18 protein-coding genes are annotated in these 19,078 nt (G+C 72.3%); 1 reads left to right on the top strand and 17 read right to left on the bottom strand.

The genetic code is table 11. From position 1 onward, the window contains the following. Positions 1-18: 18 nt before the first annotated feature. The 12 genes from SNE206_RS32185 to proS all read right to left on the bottom strand — a co-directional run bounded on the left by SNE206_RS32185 (position 19) and on the right by proS (position 10,910). Complete coding sequence (locus SNE206_RS32185; protein WP_407917066.1) at positions 19-471, bottom strand: NUDIX hydrolase; 453 nt, start codon at positions 469-471, stop codon at positions 19-21. A 61-nt stretch (positions 472-532) separates the two neighbouring features. Continuing rightward, positions 533-1,288 (bottom strand): signal peptidase I, encoded by a 756-nt coding sequence (gene lepB / locus SNE206_RS32180; protein ID WP_407917065.1) that lies wholly within the window; start codon positions 1,286-1,288, stop codon positions 533-535. Positions 1,289-1,469: 181 nt separating this feature from the next. Beyond that, entirely contained in the window at positions 1,470-2,288 is an 819-nt protein-coding gene (lepB, locus tag SNE206_RS32175; RefSeq protein ID WP_407917064.1) for a signal peptidase I, read from the bottom strand. A 409-nt stretch (positions 2,289-2,697) separates the two neighbouring features. Beyond that, entirely contained in the window at positions 2,698-3,657 is a 960-nt protein-coding gene (gene lepB / locus SNE206_RS32170; RefSeq protein WP_407917063.1) for a signal peptidase I, read from the bottom strand. After that, a complete protein-coding gene (gene lepB, locus SNE206_RS32165; RefSeq protein ID WP_407917062.1) occupies positions 3,641-4,261 on the bottom strand; it encodes a signal peptidase I in 621 nt (206 codons plus the stop codon). Before lepB (SNE206_RS32165) ends, lepB (SNE206_RS32170) begins: the two co-directional genes overlap by 17 nt. Positions 4,262-4,811: 550 nt before the next feature. Beyond that, complete coding sequence (gene rplS / locus SNE206_RS32160) at positions 4,812-5,162, bottom strand: 50S ribosomal protein L19 (RefSeq protein WP_407917061.1); 351 nt, start codon at positions 5,160-5,162, stop codon at positions 4,812-4,814. Between the two features lie 153 nt (positions 5,163-5,315). Then, the gene (trmD, locus tag SNE206_RS32155) at positions 5,316-6,134 is read right to left on the bottom strand and encodes a tRNA (guanosine(37)-N1)-methyltransferase TrmD (RefSeq protein ID WP_407917075.1); all 819 of its coding nucleotides are present in this window, start codon (positions 6,132-6,134) and stop codon (positions 5,316-5,318) included. A gap of 5 nt (positions 6,135-6,139) precedes the next feature. Next, a complete protein-coding gene (gene rimM / locus SNE206_RS32150; protein WP_407917060.1) occupies positions 6,140-6,760 on the bottom strand; it encodes a ribosome maturation factor RimM in 621 nt (206 codons plus the stop codon). A 367-nt stretch (positions 6,761-7,127) separates the two neighbouring features. Beyond that, a complete protein-coding gene (locus tag SNE206_RS32145; RefSeq protein WP_405011419.1) occupies positions 7,128-7,367 on the bottom strand; it encodes an RNA-binding protein in 240 nt (79 codons plus the stop codon). Positions 7,368-7,369: 2 nt separating this feature from the next. Next, positions 7,370-7,801, bottom strand: a complete 432-nt coding sequence (rpsP, locus tag SNE206_RS32140; RefSeq protein ID WP_405011420.1) for a 30S ribosomal protein S16 — start codon at positions 7,799-7,801, stop codon at positions 7,370-7,372. Positions 7,802-8,358: 557 nt separating this feature from the next. Then, complete coding sequence (locus SNE206_RS32135; protein ID WP_407917059.1) at positions 8,359-8,937, bottom strand: hypothetical protein; 579 nt, start codon at positions 8,935-8,937, stop codon at positions 8,359-8,361. A 560-nt stretch (positions 8,938-9,497) separates the two neighbouring features. Next, a complete protein-coding gene (proS, locus tag SNE206_RS32130) occupies positions 9,498-10,910 on the bottom strand; it encodes a proline--tRNA ligase (RefSeq protein ID WP_407917058.1) in 1,413 nt (470 codons plus the stop codon). Positions 10,911-11,108: 198 nt separating this feature from the next. Between proS and SNE206_RS32125 the strand changes: the two genes are divergently transcribed. After that, a complete protein-coding gene (locus SNE206_RS32125; protein ID WP_407917057.1) occupies positions 11,109-11,927 on the top strand; it encodes a class I SAM-dependent methyltransferase in 819 nt (272 codons plus the stop codon). Positions 11,928-12,091: 164 nt separating this feature from the next. Here the strand turns inward: SNE206_RS32125 and SNE206_RS32120 are convergent, their stop codons facing one another. The 5 genes from SNE206_RS32120 to amt all read right to left on the bottom strand — a co-directional run bounded on the left by SNE206_RS32120 (position 12,092) and on the right by amt (position 18,856). Continuing rightward, positions 12,092-12,634 (bottom strand): GNAT family N-acetyltransferase, encoded by a 543-nt coding sequence (locus SNE206_RS32120; RefSeq protein ID WP_407917056.1) that lies wholly within the window; start codon positions 12,632-12,634, stop codon positions 12,092-12,094. A gap of 210 nt (positions 12,635-12,844) precedes the next feature. Continuing rightward, entirely contained in the window at positions 12,845-14,410 is a 1,566-nt protein-coding gene (gene ffh, locus SNE206_RS32115) for a signal recognition particle protein (RefSeq protein ID WP_407917055.1), read from the bottom strand. Between the two features lie 253 nt (positions 14,411-14,663). Further along, the gene (locus tag SNE206_RS32110; protein WP_407917054.1) at positions 14,664-17,105 is read right to left on the bottom strand and encodes a [protein-PII] uridylyltransferase; all 2,442 of its coding nucleotides are present in this window, start codon (positions 17,103-17,105) and stop codon (positions 14,664-14,666) included. Positions 17,106-17,198: 93 nt separating this feature from the next. After that, positions 17,199-17,537: a P-II family nitrogen regulator gene (locus tag SNE206_RS32105; protein ID WP_407917053.1), complete on the bottom strand. Its 339-nt coding sequence runs from the start codon at positions 17,535-17,537 to the stop codon at positions 17,199-17,201. Continuing rightward, on the bottom strand, positions 17,537-18,856 hold the full coding sequence (gene amt, locus SNE206_RS32100) for an ammonium transporter (RefSeq protein ID WP_407917052.1): 1,320 nt from the start codon (positions 18,854-18,856) through the stop codon (positions 17,537-17,539). Before amt ends, SNE206_RS32105 begins: the two co-directional genes overlap by 1 nt. Positions 18,857-19,078: the final 222 nt, after the last annotated feature.

Raw genomic sequence — 19,078 nt, 5'->3', positions numbered from 1 at the left:
GGACCACTGCACCCACCGTCAGAGCCGTACCGGCACGACTGGCGGTCCATCCGCGACCAGGCGCTCGACCACCTCGGCCAGGCCGGCCGGGTAGACGGTCTCCCGGGTGGCCCGCAGCTCGGCGACCGTCCACCAGCGGGCGGCCAGCAGTCGGGCGTGCTCGTCGCCACCGCCCGTACGGGCCGGCTCCACGGCGACCGGGCCGACCCTGGCCACGTGGAACCACTGGTCCTGCTCGTACAAATGCTCTTGAAAGGAGAACGACACCGTGCCGTACGCCACCAACGGCCCCAGCTCGACGCCGGTCAGCCCGACCTCCTCGACGAGCTCACGCTCGGCCGCCTCCTGCGCGCTCTCGCCCGGTTCCAGCCCGCCACCCGGGGTGATCCACCAGGTCACGTCGGGAACGGCCGGGTCGCATCCGTGCAGGAGGAGCAGCCTGTCCTGCGGGTCGAGCAGGAGGACGCGCACCGCACGTCGGCGACGGGGTACCAGCGCACTCACCTCCACGGCCCGGGCGGAACAGAACGACTCAGGTACGCCGTCGCCCCAGCAGGCGACCGGCCAGCCCGGCGATCCCGCCGGCGGCACCCGCCGCGAGGACCAGCAGCGCACCGCCCACCGCAGCGTACGTCGCGGGCACGAGAAGCCCGTGCCGGGAAGCGGGCCTGCCTGCGATCGCGTCGAACGCGTCGGCACGCGGTACCGAAGCCATCCGGTCGGAGGGCCAGGCGATCGCCTCCACCCGCGCCACCACGTCGGACGCGGCGACGGTGCCGCTGGCAACGTCGAGGTGGCTGCGCGAGTCGAGCGAGTTGGCCCGGGAGTCACCGAGCAGGAACAGCCTGCCTTCCGGCACGGTGATGCTGAAACCGGCTCCGGGACCGAGCTTCTCGTCGGCGTAGGACTCGTCGACGCCGACGCCGTTGACGGTCAGGCGCTGTCCGGCATCGCAGCAGGCGACGGTGTCACCGCCGAGGGCGGCCACCCGCTTGACCATGGTGGCACCGCCCCAGAGCGGCTCGCTGAAGACGACGATGTCACCGCGGCCGACCGTGCCGCCGTCGGTCTTCCTGGCGAGAACGGTGTCCCCCACCTGGATCGTGGGCGACATGGAGGTGCTGGGGATGCGGTACGGCCGGTACTGGACGGCCACCAGGACAACACCGCCGACCAGCATCGCGAAGCCGACGGCGATCGCCACGCCCTGCAGCAGCGATGCGATGCGCTTCGGGGTGGAGCGACGCACCGGCGCGGCCGGCGGACGCTGCTCCGTGAGACTGCTCATCGCGGTCGTGCCTTCCTGGTCGGCTCGGCCGTGTCCGGCCAGCGCCTCCGGTACAGGCGCTGTGTCGAGCCGGCCGAAAAGGGCGAGCCGCGGCACGTCCGAGCAGATTACTCGTCGGTACCGCGGCTCGCGCAAGGGTCGGCATCGGACAGGCTCCCGATCGGGAGCCGGACCGCCGGGTTCAGCGACGGCGGCGCAGCCACCAGACGGCCGGCACCGCGAGCGCCGCCCCGGCAGCCGGCGGTGCGAGCGGGCCTGCCGCGGAAAGCCCCTTCTGGTCGAAGGTGGACGGGACCGGAAGCGTGGCCCAGTCGCCGATCGGCCAGGCGACGACGAAGGCCCGACCGACCACGTTGTCGACCGGCACGGTACCGCCGCCGGGCTGGTCCTGGTGGTAGCGCGAGTCGAGCGAGTCACCGCGGTGGTCGCCCATCACCCAGATCCGGCCGTCCGGCACCTTGACCGGCCCGAAGGGCTTCTCGCCGCACGGGGTGTTGCCGGGGAAGATGTACGGCTCGTCCAGGGCGATGCCGTTCACCTTGACGGGCCCGCTGCCCTGACACTCCACGGTGTCTCCGCCCACGGCGATGACCCGCTTGATCAGGTCCTTCTCGTCGGACGAAGGCATCAGACCGATGAAGCTGAACACGTTCTGGATGCCGCGCACGACGGCGCTGTTGCTGCGCTGCGTGGGCTCGTCGTTCAGCCAGCCACCCGGATCGTGGAAGACGACGACCTCTCCGCGCTCCGGCTCCGAACCGAACCAGGGGGTGAGCTTGTCGACCAGAACACGGTCACCGATCTTCAGTGTCTGTTCCATGGAGCCCGACGGAATCGAGAACGCCTGGACGAAGAACGTCTTGATCACCAGAGCGAGGATCAGAGCGATGCCGACGAGGATCGGCAGCTCCTTCCAGAACGACCGCTGGCGCTGCTGCTGCGAGCCGCGGTCACCGGATCCGTCCTTGTCGGTCGTGCTGTCCTCAGCAGACTCGCCCACAGGGCCCTCCGAGCCGTCCGGGGCGCCGACGGAACCACCATCGGCGGCTGCCACCACTCCCGCGTCCATCCCGCCCGCGGACTGTGCGGCCTGGGCCGACCGGACCGCATGGCCACCCGGGCCTTCGGGCTCCGGGCCGCCCGAGCGGGCACCGATCACCAGATCCCCCACGACATCTCCTCCCTGCTCTGCGGACGTGCGTGTGTCCGCGCTCACCAGTGCCGGACAGCGGGCACCACGCTCCGTAACCGACTGTCGACCCGCCTCAGGCCTGCCCCCGAGGGCGGGTCCTGACACCGGTGGCGTCCCGGGGAACCGGGAAACTCCCACGACCATGCGCCGGGCATTCCAGCACTTCTCTATCACTCCTGTCGGACCCGGCCGTGCTCCCACACGGCAGGACCGGCCATCAGCCGGGCCACCGCCGGCGGCGCCGCCCGGCAGGGCCCCACCCCGCAACGAGCGGAAGGAAACCCAACACACCCATAACGAGCGAAGGTTCCGCAGGAGTCGGCGCCTGGCCGGGCAAGCCTGCCCGAATCTGTGCGGCGGTGCTCTGGGGCACGGTCGCGGAGGCCGCCGGGCGGGCCTGGATCGAGGAGAGTGACTTCGGCACATCGAGTTGACCGAGCCGGGGCAGCGGCCAGGCGATGAGGAACGCACGGCCCACGACGTTGTCCACCGGGATCGTCCCGCCACCGGGGTTGCCCATGTGGAAGCGGGAGTCCGCCGAGAGGTCCCGGTGGTCTCCCATCACCCAGAGACGTCCCGCCGGCACCGTGACCTTGAACGGCTGCCGCGAGGGGACGTTGCCCGGCGCGATGTACGTCTCGTCGACGGGCGTGCCGTTGACGCTGAGCCGGCCCTTCGCGTCGCAGCACTCCACGGTGTCGCCCGCGACACCGATCACCCGCTTGATGAGGTCGTGCTCGTTGTCGGACGGAAGGAGGCCGACTGCGGAGAAGACCTGCTTCACCCGGCGGACCACCGGCCCGTCCGTCGACGTCTTCCGCTCGTTCTCCAGCCAGCCGCCCGGGTCGCGGAAGACGACGACCTCACCGCGCCCGGGCTCGTTGCCGAACCACGGGGTGAGTTTGTCGACGAGTACCCGGTCGCCGATCTGGATCGTCTGCTCCATCGAACCGGAAGGAATCACGAAGACCTGGATGAAGAACGTCTTCAGCACCAGTGCGATGACCAGGGCCACCACGACCACCAGTGGCAGCTCGCGGAAGAGCGAGCGCCGTCGGCGGCGTGCGGCGCGCTGGGCCGTCCTGCGCCGTTCCGCCCGGCCGCGGACGGGCGTCGCCCCGCTCTCGCTCTCCTCGGGCCGAACCTCAGCGATCCGACCTCTACCTCTGGTCCCCATGACCACCAGTCCCCCCTGCCCCGGCGAACGCCGCAGGCCGCTCCAACGAGGTCCAGCGGCCGAACGGGAAGACCACCCAGGCTGCCCGGCCGATCACCCTGCTCTCGGGCACGAAGCCGCCGCCGGGCTCGCCGAGGTGGTCCCGCGAGTCCCGGGAGACCGTCCGGTGGTCCCCCATCATCCACAGCTTTCCGGCCGGCACCACGATGTCGAACGCCACCTGGGAGGCGGTGTCGCCGGGAGCGAGGTAGGAGCTCTCGTCGAGGGCCACCCCGTTCACCCTGAGCCGCCCGTCCGCACCGCAGCAGGTCACCCTGTCCCCGCCCACGCCGATCACGCGCTTCACGAACACCGAGTCCTCGCCGGAGGCCAGCCCCAGGCGAGCCAGCAGCCGTCGGCCTGCGGACGGCTCGGCCGCGTACGGCAGGAAGGAGCCCGTCCCGTCGAACACCACCACGTCACCGCGCTGCACGTGCCCGCCGAACGCGTAGGCGAGCTCGTTGACGATCAACCGGTCGCCCGGGCGCAGGGTGTTCTCCATGGAGCCGGACGGCACGGCGAACGGTCGTGCGGCGAAGGCGTTGACCAACAGGAGTACGGTCACGCAGGCACCCGCGAGCAGCATCAGGTCACGCAGCCATCGTCCCCGGCCGGTCCCGCCGTCCTCCGGTCCGTCCCGACGGGCCGACCCACCGGGTCCGCCTCCGTCGCCGGCCTCGTCGTCGGCCTTGTCCAGGTCACCGGGTCCGTCCCCGTCGTCGGGTCCGCCCAGGTCGTCCGGCGTGCCCTTCGCAGAACCTTGCCCGCCTTCCGGATCGTCTGCCGGATCCCGCACCGGTTTCCGCGCCGACTCCCCCGCCGGATCACCTGTCGGATCACCTGTCGGATCCGCTGCCGGATCCGCCGGCGGCGCCTCGGAAGTGGCGGCGGTCGCGATGCCCGACGGCTCGGCCGTCCGCAGGTCGACAGAAACGACCACGGACCGCGTCGGCGAGCCCGCACCTGAGGGTGCGGATCTTCCGACGCGGTCCGTGGAGGGTTCGTGCGTGGTCATCGGGCTGAGCTTATCCTCCAGGCCTGAAAGGCCAAGGGGTGCGGCCCACCGGGCTTGCCCGAGCCAATCGATCCCTGCCCCGGCAAGCCGGGGCAGCGGATCACCTGTCGCGCTTCTCCTTGATCTTCGCGGCCTTGCCGCGCAGGTCACGGAGGTAGTACAGCTTCGCGCGGCGGACGGCGCCGCGGGTCACGACCTCGATCTTCTCGACGATCGGGGTGTGCACCGGGAAGGTGCGCTCGACGCCGACGTTGAAGCTGACCTTGCGGACGGTGAAGGTCTCACCGATGCCGGCGCCGTGGCGGCGGATGACAACGCCCTGGAAGACCTGGACGCGGGAGCGGCTGCCTTCGATAACGCGGACGTGCACCTTGAGGGTGTCACCCGGACGGAAGGACGGGACGTCGGTACGCAGCGAAGCCGCGTCGACAGCAGCGAGCTTGTTGCTCATGATGCTCTCCATCGCAGACGCCACAGGCCGTCCACGGAATGTCGTGAGTAATGGTGGTGCTGCGGGCCGCATCGGCTGACGACGTACCCCCTGCGGCGGGTGCATCGGTCCACGACGAGCCCGAAGGAACGTCCAGCGACAGACAACAGTCGCCTATTGTTCCACAGCATCGCCGGTCGGCCGAAATCGGCCGAGCGGCTCGTCCCAGACCAGGCCGAGCAGGTTGAGCGCCTCACGCTCCTTCTTGTCGAAGGACGCGGCCTTCCAGCGGGTGACGAGGTCCGGCCGGTTGGCGAGGGTGCGGGCGAAGGCCTGCTCACGTCGCCAGCGCGCGATCTTGCCGTGGTGGCCGCTGAGCAGGATGTCGGGAACGACACGGCCACGCCACTCGGCGGGCTTGGTGTAGACGGGGCCTTCGAGCAGGTCCGCCATCGCACCGGGGGCAAAGGAGTCGTCCCGGTGGGACTCGGCGTTGCCGAGCACGCCCGGCAGGAGCCGGGCGATGGCCTCGACCATGACCAGGACGGCGACCTCGCCACCGGCGAGGACGTAGTCGCCGATGGAGGCCTCGACGACCGGCATGCGCTCGGCGGCCTCGTCGATGACCCGGCGGTCGATGCCCTCGTACCGTGCCGGCGCGAAGGCGAGCCACGGGCACGCGGCGAGCTCCTGGGCGAGCTCCTGCGTGAACGGACGCCCGCTCGGGGTGGGGACGACCAGGGTGGGGGTGTGGTCGGCAGGGCCCGCGTCGAGCACTGCGTCCAGCGCGGCGCCCCACGGTTCGGGCTTCATCACCATGCCGGGGCCGCCCCCGTAGGGGGTGTCGTCCACGGTCCGGTGCACGTCGGTGGTCCAGCTGCGCAGGTCGTGCAGGTGAACGTCCAGCTGGCCGCGCGCCCTGGCCTTGCCGACGAGGGAGACGTTCAGCGGTTCCAGGTACTCCGGGAAGATCGTGACGATGTCGATGCGCATCTCACTCATGCCCCGGCACCGTTCTCCGGCCGGTCGTCGTCGGTCGCGCGCGCCGGCGCAGCGCCCTCGGACCCGGCCTCCGCCGGCCCTACCCCTGCCTCTGCCGTGTCGGACGCGACCGCGTCGATGAGGCCCGGCGGAGGGGTGATCACGGCCCGCTGTTCCTCAAGATCGATCGTCGGCACGATCTGCTCGACGAAGGGCACCAGCACCTCGGTGCCGTCCGGCCGCGTCACGGTCAGCAGGTCCTGGTACGGCAGGTGCAGGACCTCGGTGAGCTCACCCACGAGGGTGCCGTCGCTCAGCACCACGTCGAGGCCGATGAGCTGGTGGTCGTAGTACTCGTCCGGATCGTCGGGGCTCTCCTCCGGGTCGACCTCCGCAATGAGGATCGTGCCGCGCAGTGCCTCGGCGTCCGTGCGGTCCTTGACGCCGGCGAAGCGGAGCAGCAGCCGGCCGCTGTGCACCTTGCCGCTCTCGACGGTGAGCGGGCCGGCGGAGGCGGGGTCGGTGAGCAGGACGGCGCCCGGCCCGAGCCGGAGTTCAGGTTCGTCGGTGCGGACTTCGACACTGACGTCGCCCCTGATGCCGTGGGCGCGGCCGATCCGACCGACGACGAGCTGCACGGTGATCGTTCTCCTGGGTCTTCCCGCGCCGCGGGGCGCGTGTGGTGTGTCTGCGCTGTTCCTGCGCGCCCTCTCCGGGCGCTCCTGCATGCTGCTGTCGGTGCGGCCGCGACCAGGGCCGCCGGGGACCGCTGCCGGCCCACCACCGAACCCCTTCCGGCCCGGACGGCCCGAACTGTCAGGTCGATCCGAACTGCCCGGACAATCCGGGCTGCCGGGCTGCCGGGCTGCCGGGCTGCCGGGCTGCCGGGCTGCCGGGCGATGCGAACCACCCGAACACGGCCCGGAAACGCCGGCAGGGGCCGGCCGGGACGACGTGCGTCCCGGCCGGCCCCTGAATACCTGACGAGTGTCCGGTGGCCTGGTGTCAGCGAAGGCTGTCCACGTCGACCAGGTCGACCCGGACGTTCCGGCCGCCGAGCGCTCCCACCACGGTACGCAGCGCGCGGGCCGTACGGCCTCCGCGGCCGATCACCTTGCCGAGGTCGTCGGGGTGCACCCGGACCTCGATGGTGTTGCCCCGGCGCAGGTTGCGCGCGCGCACCTGCACCTCGTCGGGGTGCTCGACAATGCCCTTCACCAGGTGATCGAGGGCTTCCTCGATCATGCTCAGGCCTCGGTGGAGGGGGCCTCGGCGTCAGCCTCGGCCTTGTCCGCCTTCTTGGCCTTCGGGGTGATGGCAACACCGGTGGTGCTGTCCTCGAAGCCCGCGACGGCCTTCGCGAAGAGGTGCGAGAAGTCCTCGACCTTGGGGGCGGCGACCTTCAGCGGCTCCGGGGCGGGCAGGCCCTTGAACTTCTGCCAGTCACCGGTGAGCTTGAGGATGGCGAGGACGGGCTCGGTCGGCTGGGCGCCGACGGACAGCCAGTACTGGGCGCGGTCGGTGTCGACCTCGATCTTCGAGGGGTCGTAGGTCGGCTGGTAGATGCCGATCTCCTCGATGGCGCGACCGTCACGCTTGGTGCGGGAGTCCGCGACGACGATGCGGTAGTGCGGGGCGCGAATCTTGCCGAGACGCTTGAGCTTGATCTTGACTGCCACGGGAGTGGATTCTCCTGGTGTTGACGTGGGTGAGCGGCCGCTGTCACCACGTGGGGTTGCGGCGACCGGCCGTTCAGTGGACACGCCAGCCGTAGGAGAGAGGGGTCCTGCTCGGCTGCCGAGTACTCAGCTGTCTATTCTGCCACAGCCCGGCCGAGCGCCCGACATGGCCCGCCCCGGCCCACCTGCCCCGGGCCCACTGCCCACCGGCGTCCGGGCGCACCGCCCCCTGCTCCACGTAGCCGGTCCATCGGCCCGGCGGCAGGGCCCGGGCATCACGAGCGGGGCATCACGGGCCTACCGCCTCAGGGGCCTACCGCCTCACGGCCCGCAGCGGTCGTGCACCGTCCGCGGCACCACACACACGTCACCGCACACACGTCACCACCCCACCGCGCCGCGTCGGCGGGCGGTGGACCTGCACGGACCACGGGTGGCGGACGTCACGGAGTCCGCCGACCGGTCCGCACTGCGGACCGGCCCGACCGAGGGCCCCCGCCCCCGGTAGAGCCGAGCACAGCGAACGACCACCGACGGCGCTGGGCCGCCGGTGATCATCAACCGATCTTGAACGGCTGCTGGCAGGCACCGCAGACGATGGACGCCTGGGCGAGCACCGACGGAACGACGCGGACGTTGCGGCCGCAGCCGCACACGGCCTTGACGCGCACACCGCCGCCCGACGAACCGTGCCGGGCCGCCGGACCGCGGAAGGCACGCTGGGTGCCCTCGCCGGTGACGGCGAGCTGGTGCGCGCCGAGGGCGTGCTCCAGCCGCTCGATGGTGTCGGCGTATCTCTCCTGGGTCTCCTGGAGCATGGTCACCTGGGAGAAGCCGCTGCTGGCGTGCGGCTCGACCGGGTGGGCCAGCCCGAGCTCGGAGGCGAGCATCAGGAAGCGCCGGTTGTGGTAGCGCCCGGCCCGGGAGGTGTCGCGGATCTCCCGTGCTGCGGCCAGGCCGTGGGCGGCTTCGTGCAGCAGGCGCTCGAATCCGAGCCGGGTGCCGCACGCCGAGGAGGACTCGCCGATCAGGGCCTCGGGAGAGGCGAGGTCGGGGAGGTCCTGGTGGTGGGCCTGGATGTCGCTCCAGGCGGCGGCCAGTTCGGCCGCCAGGACGAGGGGCTGTGTCGTGCTCACGCTGGACCAACGAGGGAGAGCGTGGCGATGTTCCGCGAGTTCCCGTTCACCGGGAATTCACAGCGATCTCCCAGGAATGCACATGTGCACCTGAATTGCGTTGTTCTGACCTGACGCAAGACCAACCCCCTGCATCTGTGGGCCCGTCGAATCTCGGCGGGCTCTCGGCTATCGCCCGGGACGCGCACGCCGCCCCCGGGCGGACGGCCCGCAGCCCCGGTCGAAATTGACAGGGCCACGGGCCGTACACCGTACCGCTTGTTCAGCACCGCCGGGAGTTGACCGGCGAGTAGTCTCAACAACCAGTATGCAAACCGGGGTTAACATTCCGCCGAATCACCGCGGAAATACAACGGAAGTGCATCGGGAAGCGCTCGGGGCTTGCAAACATTCCCTGTCGTCCGGTCAGTTCCGGGGGTCGTGGAACCCCTCCGGAACTCTCCGTTCCCCCGCGCACCCTCCACGAACCGAACCGGCCGAACCGAACCGGCCCCGGCGGACCCGGCGGACCCGACAGGGTCTCCAGCCGGGTCCGACCGGTCCGGGCCGGGCCGGGTGGCTCAGTACGCGCGGGCGACGATCGCGATGTTGCCGTCCTGGTCGTCCGTCGCCGGCACGGAGCCGTCGGCGGCGACGATGCAGCGCACCGAGACGCCCTGCTCGGCCAGCTTGGCCTCGCCCGCCGGGCCGAGGTCGGCCCAGGAGATGCGGCCCCAGCCGGTGGCGGCGGCCTCGACGGCCTCGTCGATCGAGGCGACGTCGACCGTGCGGGCGATGCGGCGCTCGCGGGACTGGCTGAGCAGCAGCGCCTGGTCCTCCTCCAGGATCCCGGGCACGAGGGTGGCGAGCGCCTCGACGGAGACGGGCTCCTTGCCGCCGGCGATCCGGCGGACCAGCATCGCGGTGCCGTTCTCCAGGTCGCGCGGGCCGACCTCGATGCGCAGCGGTACGCCCTTGAGCTCCCAGTCGACGGCGCGGCGGCCGAACGGGGTGTCGGTGCGGTCGTCGACGACGACGCGGACGCCGGCGGCCTCCAGCTCGGCCCCGATCTCGCGGACCTTGGCGAGCACGGCGTCGTCGCCCTTGATGGCGAGGACGACGGCCTGCACGGCGGCCAGGCGCGGCGGGACGCGCAGCCCGTTGTCGTCGCCGTGCGACATGATCAGGCCGCCGACCATGCGCGTGGAGACGCCCCAGGAGGTCTGCCAGACGTGCTCGCGCTCGGCGCCCTGCAGCTGGTAGGTGGTGTTGAACGCCTTGGCGAAGTTCTGGCCGAGCTCGTGGCTGGTGCCCATCTGCAGGGCCTTGCCGTCGCCCATCATGCCTTCGAGCGTGAGGGTGTTGATGGCGCCGGCGAACCGCTCGCGGGCGGTCTTGCGGCCGAGCACCACGTCGATGCCGAGGATGTTGGTCATGAAGTCGCCGTAGACCTCGGTGTGGATGCGCGAGGCGTAGGCGCGGGCGTCCTCGTAGGTGGCGTGGGCGGTGTGGCCCTCCTGCCAGAGGAACTCGGTGGTGCGCAGGAAGACGCGGGGGCGGAGCTCCCACCGGACGACGTTCGCCCACTGGTTGATCAGCAGGGGCAGGTCGCGGTGGCTCTGCACCCACTTGGAGAAGTACTCGTTGATGATCGTCTCGGAGGTGGGGCGGACGACGACCGGCTCGTCCAGCTCCTTGCCGCCGCCGTGGGTGACGACCGCGAGCTCGGGGGCGAAGCCCTCGACGTGCTCCGCCTCCTTCGTCAGGTACGACTGCGGGATGAACATCGGGAAGTAGGCGTTCTGGGCACCCGCCCGCTTGATGCGGGCGTCCATCTCCTGCTGCATCCGCTCCCACAGGCTGTACCCGTACGGTCGGATGACCATGGTGCCGCGCACCGGACCGTTGTCGGCCAGCTCGGCCTTGTTGATGAGGTCCTGGTACCAGCGCGGGAAGTCTTCCGCCTGGGGGGTGAGAACGGGTGCCTTAGCCATGGGGCAGATGGTACGGGGATCGGGGCGTGGACCGTGAATCCGTTTCACCGGCGCACTGCCGGGGCGCACGCCTCGGCGCACGGACACTCCCTGCACACCTCTGGACGGCAGGCTCCGGCCGCTGTTCGCTGGGAGGCGGGGCGGAGCACCACCGGGGGAGCCGGAGCATGGGATGCACACACCGAATGGGAGGCCGCGATGGCTTCAGCGCAGGTGACCGGTACGACCGTGCAGCGCCCGCACGCGGGTGGCGGAGCGGGGTCACGCGGTCGGGCGCGCGATTGGGCGGAGATCCAGGAGCGGATGCTCGTACCGCTCTACCAGGCGGTTCACCAGCGGCTGGAGGTCGGGCCGGCGACGAGCCTGCTCGGCCTCGGGTGCCGCTCGGGGCTCGCTCTGCTGCTGGCGGCGGAGCGGGGTGCCCAGGTCGCCGGGTTGGAGTCGGAGGCGGAGCTCCGGGAGCTGGCGGAGGGCCGGCGGCTGCGGGTGTCCGACGCCGAGGGCGTCGACCGTCCGGGGAGGCCCGTCGCCCGCTCGGCGTATTCGCTGGTCACCGTTTTCGAGGAGCTCGCGTACGTGGGTGAGCCGGCCCGTCTGGTCGCCGAGGCGGCCGCGCTGACGCTGCAGGGAGGTCACGTGGTGCTGGCCGGCTGGGGGCCGCCGGAGCGGTGCGAGAGCGCCGCGGTCCTGGACGTCGCCCGCCGCCGGTCGGGCCGGATCCCGGCGTGCGACCCGTTCGCCCTGAGCGCGCCCGGCGCACTGGAGGAACTGTGCGCCGGGGTCGGGCTCCGGGCCGCCGGCAGCGGCCGGGTCAGCTGCCCGTTCGCCTACCCCGACCTGGACAGCGCCGTCCGCGGCATGCTGTCGACCGGCCTGTACGAGGCCGCGATCGAGGAGTGGGGTCCGGCGCTGGTCACCAAGGAACTGGAGGAGGCGCTGCACCCGTACGTGCAGCGGGACGCCTCGGTGCGGATGGCCAACGTCTTCCGGTACGTCGTCGCGGAGCAGCCGCACTGACGGGACGCCGCACCGCCGCAACCGCAACCACAGCACCGACCGGGCGGGCGGGCGGGCCGGGCAACCGGTTCCCCGGCCGGTCGGCCGACCTCCGGGGCCGAGCCCACGACCCAAACCCGGGCCCCGGACCACCGGGGAACCGGAAGCTCGACACCGCACCGGCCTCAGCTGTCGAGCGGTGTCCACTCCTCCGCGGTGAGCGCGAACCGCTCGTGGTCGCGCCAGGCGCCGGCGAGGAACAGCATCCGCGGGGTGAAGCCCTCGTGGCGGAACCCGAGGCGCCGGGCCAGCGCGACGGAGCGGGCGTTGTCGGGCTGCACGTTGATCTCCAGGCGGTGCAGGCCGAGGCCGCCGCGCTCGGGCGGCGCGAAGCAGCGGTCGATCACCAGGCGCAGGCCTTCGGTCATCCGGCCGGTACCGGCGAAGGGCACGTAGGAGTCGTAGCCGAGTGCGGCGTTGCAGAACCGGCCCATGACCATGTTGGCGACGTTGCACTTGCCGACGAGGCCGCCGGTGGCGGTGTCCTCGATGAGGAAGGTGCGCAGCCCCGCGCCTTGGCGCTCGATCAGCTCCGGCAGGCCGTCGGGCTCCACCGGGTTCCATCGCCCGATGTGCTCGGCGGACCGGCGGACGGCTTCTGCGTAGGGGCCCGTGTCCGCGGGCCGGGGCGCCCGGATCGTCACTCGCACACCTCCATCATCGGTCATGCGTACGGCCCGGCGCCGACCGGGCCCCGGGTCGGATGCGGGCTGCGGCCGACCGCCGCGTGCCCGCATCCACGACCGCCGCCTGCAAGCACCGCGCGGCCGCCGGGCGCCCGACGGTGCCGCAGGACGCCGTGGGGCCCGGAACGCCGCCGGCCCGCGGCCCCGGGAGGGGCGGCGGGCCGGCGGGCACGGGCGGTGGCCCGGAGGACCTCAGAGGAGGTCCTTGAACTCCTTGGGGAGCTCGAAGTCGGACGGGCCCTTGCCCGCGCCGAGGCCGAACGCTCCGCCGGGGGCGGCGGGCTGCTGCCCGGCGGCCGGGCCGAGGGCGCGGCGCTCGGCGGCCGCGGCCTCCTCCTGCGCGCGCTTCAGCGGGTTGCCGGACTTGCGCTTGCCCTTGGCGGCTGGGGCCTTCTTGGCGGACTTCCTGCCGCCGCCCATCCCGGGGATGCCCGGCATGCCGGGGATGCCCTTGCCGGAGGCCATCGCCGACATCATCTTGCGGGCCTCGAAGAACCGCTCGACCAGGTTGTTGACCTCGCCGACCTGGACGCCGGAACCCTTGGCGATGCGCAGGCGGCGCGAGCCGTTGATGAGCTTCGGGTCGGTGCGCTCGGCCGGGGTCATCGACTTGATGATGGCGCCGACGCGGTTGACGTCCTTGTCGTCGATGTTGTTGATCTGGTCGCGGATCTGGCCCATGCCCGGGAGCATGCCGAGCAGCTTGGAGATCGAGCCCATCTTCTGGACCTGCTCCAGCTGGGCCAGGAAGTCGTCGAGGGTGAAGTCCTTGCCGCCGCCCTGGAGCTTGGCGGCCATCTTCTCGGCCTCGGCCTGGGAGAAGGTCTGCTCGGCCTTCTCGATGAGCGAGAGCATGTCGCCCATGCCGAGGATGCGCGAGGCCATCCGGTCCGGGTGGAAGGCGTCGAACTCGTCGACCTTCTCGCCGTTGGAGGCGAACATGATCTGGCGGCCGGTCACGTGCGCGACGGAGAGCGCGGCACCGCCGCGGGCGTCGCCGTCGAGCTTGGAGAGCACGACACCGGTGAAGTCGACGCCGTCGAGGAAGGCCTGCGCGGTGGTGACCGCGTCCTGGCCGACCATGGCGTCGACGACGAAGAGCACCTCGTCCGGGGAGACCGCGGCACGGATGTCGGCGGCCTGCTGCATCATCTCGGCGTCGATGCCGAGGCGGCCCGCGGTGTCGACGATGACGACGTCGTACTGCTTCTGCTTCGCGTACTCGATGGAGTCGCGGGCGACCTTGACCGGGTCGCCGACGCCGTTGCCGGGCTCCGGGCCGTAGAAGGCGACGCCGGCGCGCTCGGCGACGACGCCGAGCTGGGTGACGGCGTTCGGGCGCTGGAGGTCGCAGGCGACGAGCAGCGGGGTGTGCTTCTGGCTCTTGAGCCAGTGGCCGAGCTTGCCGGCGAGGGTGGTCTTGCCGGCGCCCTGGAGGCCCGCCAGCATGATCACGGTCGGGCCGCTCTTGGCGTAGCGCAGGCGCCGGGTCTCGCCGCCGAGGATGCTGATGAGCTCCTCGTTGACGATCTTGATGATCTGCTGGGCCGGGTTCAGCGCACCGGACACCTCGGAGCCGAGGGCACGGTCCTTGATCTGCTTGATGAACGCCCGGACCACCGGGAGGGCGACGTCCGCCTCCAGCAGCGCGATGCGGATCTCGCGGGCGGTGGCGTCGATGTCCGCCTCACTGAGGCGGCCCTTGCCCCGGAGGTTCTTGAACGTCGCTGCGAGGCGGTCGGAGAGAGTGTCGAACACGTCGGTCGCGGGTCCCTTGCGGCATCGGTTGGCTACGGTCGTCGTCCCCCAGGGTATCCGGCCGTCCGGCGAACGGTCTCCACCCGGTGTCGGCCCGGCTTCTCCACTCCGGTCCGGGGCCCCTCGGCGGCGGCCCGGAGACCTGCCGGACCCGGCCCGGCGGCCGCCCGGAGCCCGGGGAGCAGCCGCACGGGAAGCCGGGAGCAGCACCGCGGGGGCCCGGGCCCGGCGGTCCCGGGCCCGGCGTGCGGGCTCACCCGAGGGCGGCCTGCACGGCTTTCGCCACCTCGCGGGCGTGCGCGGGCTCCAGCGGCCGGCCGGCCGGGTCGGTGACGTAGAACGCGTCGACGGCGTCCGCACCGAGGGTGGAGACGTGTGCGGTGCGCACCCGTACGCCAGCGGCGTCCAGGGCCCGGCCGATGCGGTGCAGCAGGCCGGGGGCGTCGTGTGCGCGGACCTCCAGGATGGTGGCGCTGGAGGACGCCCCCGGGGCGACCGACACCACCGGCGGCGGGGTCGCGATGCCGCGCCGCTTGGGTGCCGCGGCGTCGCGTTCGGCGAGTTTGCGGGCGACGTCGAGCGAGCCGTCCAGGGCGCGCCGCAGGTCCGCGCGGAGCCTGGCCGCCTCCGGCAGCTCGCCGAACTCGGCGGCGACGGTCCACGACAGCAGCAGCACGGGCCCGGCGCCGACCGGGTCGAGCTCGCGCAGCCCGGCGGAGCGGACGGTCAGCCGGTGCAGGGCCAGGACGCCGGCGACGGTGCCGAGCAGGCCCGGCTGGTCCGGGATGGCGAGGGTCAGCTCGACGCCCATCGGCTCCGTGCCGCCCTCGCCCTGCTCGGCCTGGGCCAGCAGCGAGAGCGCGGGGGCGCCGGTGCGGCCCGCCTCGACCGCGAGGCGCTCCTCCTCGGCGGTGGGGTCGCCCGCCGGGGGGTACGTGACGCCGCCGGCGAGGCGGGCGGCGGCGAGCCCTGCCAGGTTGGCGACCAGCGAGGCCCGCCAGGTGCTCCAGGCGGCGGGGCCGGTGGCGGTGGCGTCGGCCTCGGTGAGGGCGTGCAGCAGTTCGAGGTGGGAGAGGGTGCCGACGACCTTGGTGATGGCGTCCACGGTGGCGGGGTCGTCCGGGTCGCGCCGGGTGGCGGTGTCGACCAGCGTCAGGTGGTGGCGCACCAGCAGCGCGAGGGTGTCGGTGTCGTCCTTGTCGAAGCCCATCCGCACGGCGACGTCGCGGACGATCACCTCGCCCGCCTCCGAGTGGTCGCCCGGCCAGCCCTTGCCGATGTCGTGCAGCAGCGCGGCGACGAGCAGCAGGTCGGGGCGGGCCACGCGCCGGGTCATGGCGGCGGCCCGTACGGCGGTCTCGATGAGGTGCCGGTCGACCGTCCACCGGTGCACGGCGTTGCGCTGGGGGCGGCACCGCACCCGCTCCCAGTCCGGCAGCAGCCGGGTGATCAGTCCTTCGGCCTCCAGGGCCTCCCAGACGGGCAGGCAGGCCTCGCCGGCGCCGAGGAGCGTGATGAGCTGTTCCCGGGCCTCGTCGGGCCACGGCACCGGCAGCGGGCGGGTCTCGGCGGCGAGGCGCCGCACGGTGGCGTACGAGACGGTGAGCCCGGCCTGGGCGGCCGCGGCGGCGGCGCGCAGCGGCAGCACCGGGTCCTGGGCGGGGCGGGCGCCCTGGGCGAGGACGGCCTCGCCGTCCTGCTCGACGACGCCCTCGGCGAGCGGGCGGCGGTCGACGGTGCCCTTGGCGACCGCGCCGGAGCCCCGGCCGACGCCGCTGAACGGGAAGGCGATCCGCGAGATCCGCCGACCGCGGCCGCTGCGGGCGGCGAGCACCCGGTCGACGGCGCGCCAGGTGACGTCGGAGGCGTAGGTGATGGTGCGGGCGGCTTCGTAGACCTGGCGGAGCAGGGTGTCGGCGTCGAGGACGCCGAGGCCGGCGGCCACCTGGTCCTGGTCCTGGAGGCTGAGGCGCTCGGTGGCGCGGCCGGTGGCGAGGTGCAGGGCGTCGCGGACGTCGGCGAGGCGGGCGGCGGCGGCGTCCAGGCCGTCGCGCGGGGCGTCGGCGAGCCAGGTGGCGGCGATGGCGTTGAGGGCGACGACGTCGCGCAGGCCGCCGCGGGCCTCCTTGAGGTCGGGTTCCAGGAGGAAGGAGAGCTCGCCGTGGCGTTCGGCGCGCTCCGCGCACAGCTGCTGGAGTTCGGGCAGCCGTCGGGCGGCGCCGGCGCGCCAGTCGGCGAGCAGGGTGGAGCGCAGGGAGGCGGTGAGGGCGGCGTCGCCGGCGATGTGCCGGGCGTCCAGGAGGCCGAGCTGGGCCTTGAGGTCCTCGGCGGCGACGGTGCGGGCCTCGTCGAGGGTGCGCACCGAGTGGTCGAGGGCGGCGCCGGAGTCCCAGACGGGGTACCAGATGCGCTCGGGCAGCTGCGGGTCCACGGGGCCCTCGTGCACGAGCAGGACGTCGAGGTCGCTGCGGGGCGAGAGTTCGCCGCGGCCGTAGCCGCCGACGGCGACGAGGGCGGTGCCGGCGGGGGCGCCCGCCTCCCGGTACAGCCCGGTGAGCCAGCGGTCGCTGAGACGGGACAGGGCGGCCCGGCGTGCCGCTCCTCCGAGGCCGGGCTCCGCGAGCAGCCGGGCGCGGGCGGCTCCGTGGTCGTCGGACCGGGCGGGGTCGGAGGGGTGGGCTTCGGTCGTGGTCACGTCGCAGATCCCATCCGTGGGGCGGGCGGTGCCGGATACGCGTCCGGCGGACCTGCCGGTGGGCAGGTCCGCCAAGAGCGTGTGGTGCAGATGCTAGAGCGCGTCGGGCCCGCGCTCGCCGGTGCGGACGCGCACCGCCGTGTCGACCGGGACGCACCAGACCTTGCCGTCGCCGATCTTGCCGGTGCGGGCGGCCTTCACGACGACGTCGATCAGCTGCTCCGCCTCCTCGTCCTCGACGAGGATCTCGATGCGCACCTTCGGCACCAGGTCGACGGTGTACTCCGCGCCCCGGTAGACCTCGGTGTGGCCGCGCTGCCGGCCGTAGCCGCTGGCCTCGGTGACGGTCAGGCCGTGGACGCCGAAGGCCTGCAGGGCCTCCTTCACGTCGTCCAGGCGGTGCGGCTTGATGACTGCGGTGATGAGCTTCATCAGGCGTCGACCTCGGCCTTCGTGGCGGCGGGGGCGGGGGTGGCGGTGACGGTGCGGGCCAGGCTCGCGCCGACGGCGGTGAAGTCGTAGGCGGACTCGGCGTGCTCCGACTGGTCGATGCCGGAGACCTCGACGTCCTCGGAGACCCGGAAGCCGACCGTCTTGTGGATGGCGAGGCCGAGGACGTAGGTGACGACGAAGGAGTACACCGCCACCGCGACGACGCCGAGCGCCTGCTTGCCGAGCTGGTCGAAGCCGCCGCCGTAGAAGAGGCCCTTGGCGGTCTGGCCGACGTGGCCGGTGGCGAAGAAGCCGATCAGCAGGGAGCCGATGACACCGCCGACGAGGTGCACGCCGACCACGTCGAGGGAGTCGTCGAAGCCGAGCTTGTACTTGAGGCTGATCGCGGCGGCGCAGGCGACACCGGCGATGAGGCCGATGGCGATGGCGCCGAGCGGGGAGACCGAGCCGCAGGCGGGGGTGATGGCGACCAGGCCGGCGACGGCGCCGGACGCGGCACCGAGGGTGGTGAAGGCGCCGTGCTTGATCTTCTCGTAGGCGAGCCAGCCGAGGACCGCGGCGGCGGTGGCGACCTGGGTGTTCATGAACGCCATGCCGGCCAGGCCGTTGGCGGCGAGCGCCGAGCCGGCGTTGAAGCCGAACCAGCCGAACCAGAGGAGGCCCGAGCCGAGCATCACCAGCGGGAGGCTGTGCGGACGCATCGGGTCCTTCTTGAAGCCGATGCGCTTGCCGAGCACGAGGGCGAGGGCGAGACCCGCGACACCCGCGTTGATGTGGACCGCGGTGCCGCCGGCGAAGTCGATGACGCCGTTGCGGTCGCCGAGCCAGCCGCCGTTGCCCTTGTCGAAGGCGAACACCCAGTGCGCGACCGGGAAGTAGACGACGGTGACCCAGAGGCCCACGAAGAGCGACCAGGCCGTGAACTTGGCGCGGTCCGCGATGGCGCCGCTGATCAGCGCCGGGGTGATGATGGCGAACATCAGCTGGAAGGCCGCGAACCCGGTGACCGGGATGGTGCCGCTGAGGTCGTTCATCCCGATGCCGCGGAAGCCGAGGAAGTCGAGGTTGCCGATCAGGCCGGCACCGGCGTCGGGGCCGAAGGCCAGGCTGTAGCCGTAGAGGATCCAGAGCACGCTGACGATCGCGAGCGTGATGAAGCTCATGACCAGCATGTTGAGTGTGCTCTTGACCCTGACCATGCCTCCGTAGAAGAAGGCCAGGCCCGGGGTCATCAACATGACCAGGGCCGCACAGATGAACACAAAGGCGGTATCGCCCGCGCTGAAGCCGTCCGGCATCGGCGTCTCCTCGTGAATGGAAGCCGCACCACACCCGGGACCCTGTCCCGTACAACCCGGGGTGTCGGCGATGTGAAGGAGAGTGCCGAAGGCTGATTTCGGCCGATGCGGCTCGGTGTTTCGTGGCCGTGACGCGAGCGACGGACGCGTTACGACCACGTGAACCACGGCCGTGCCATGACAGATCTTGCGCTACCGTGCCGCGCACACGACAGCAGGTAG

The sequence above is a fragment of the Kitasatospora sp. NE20-6 genome, from assembly GCF_045862635.1.
This window is presented reverse-complemented; position numbering and strand designations above follow the sequence as displayed.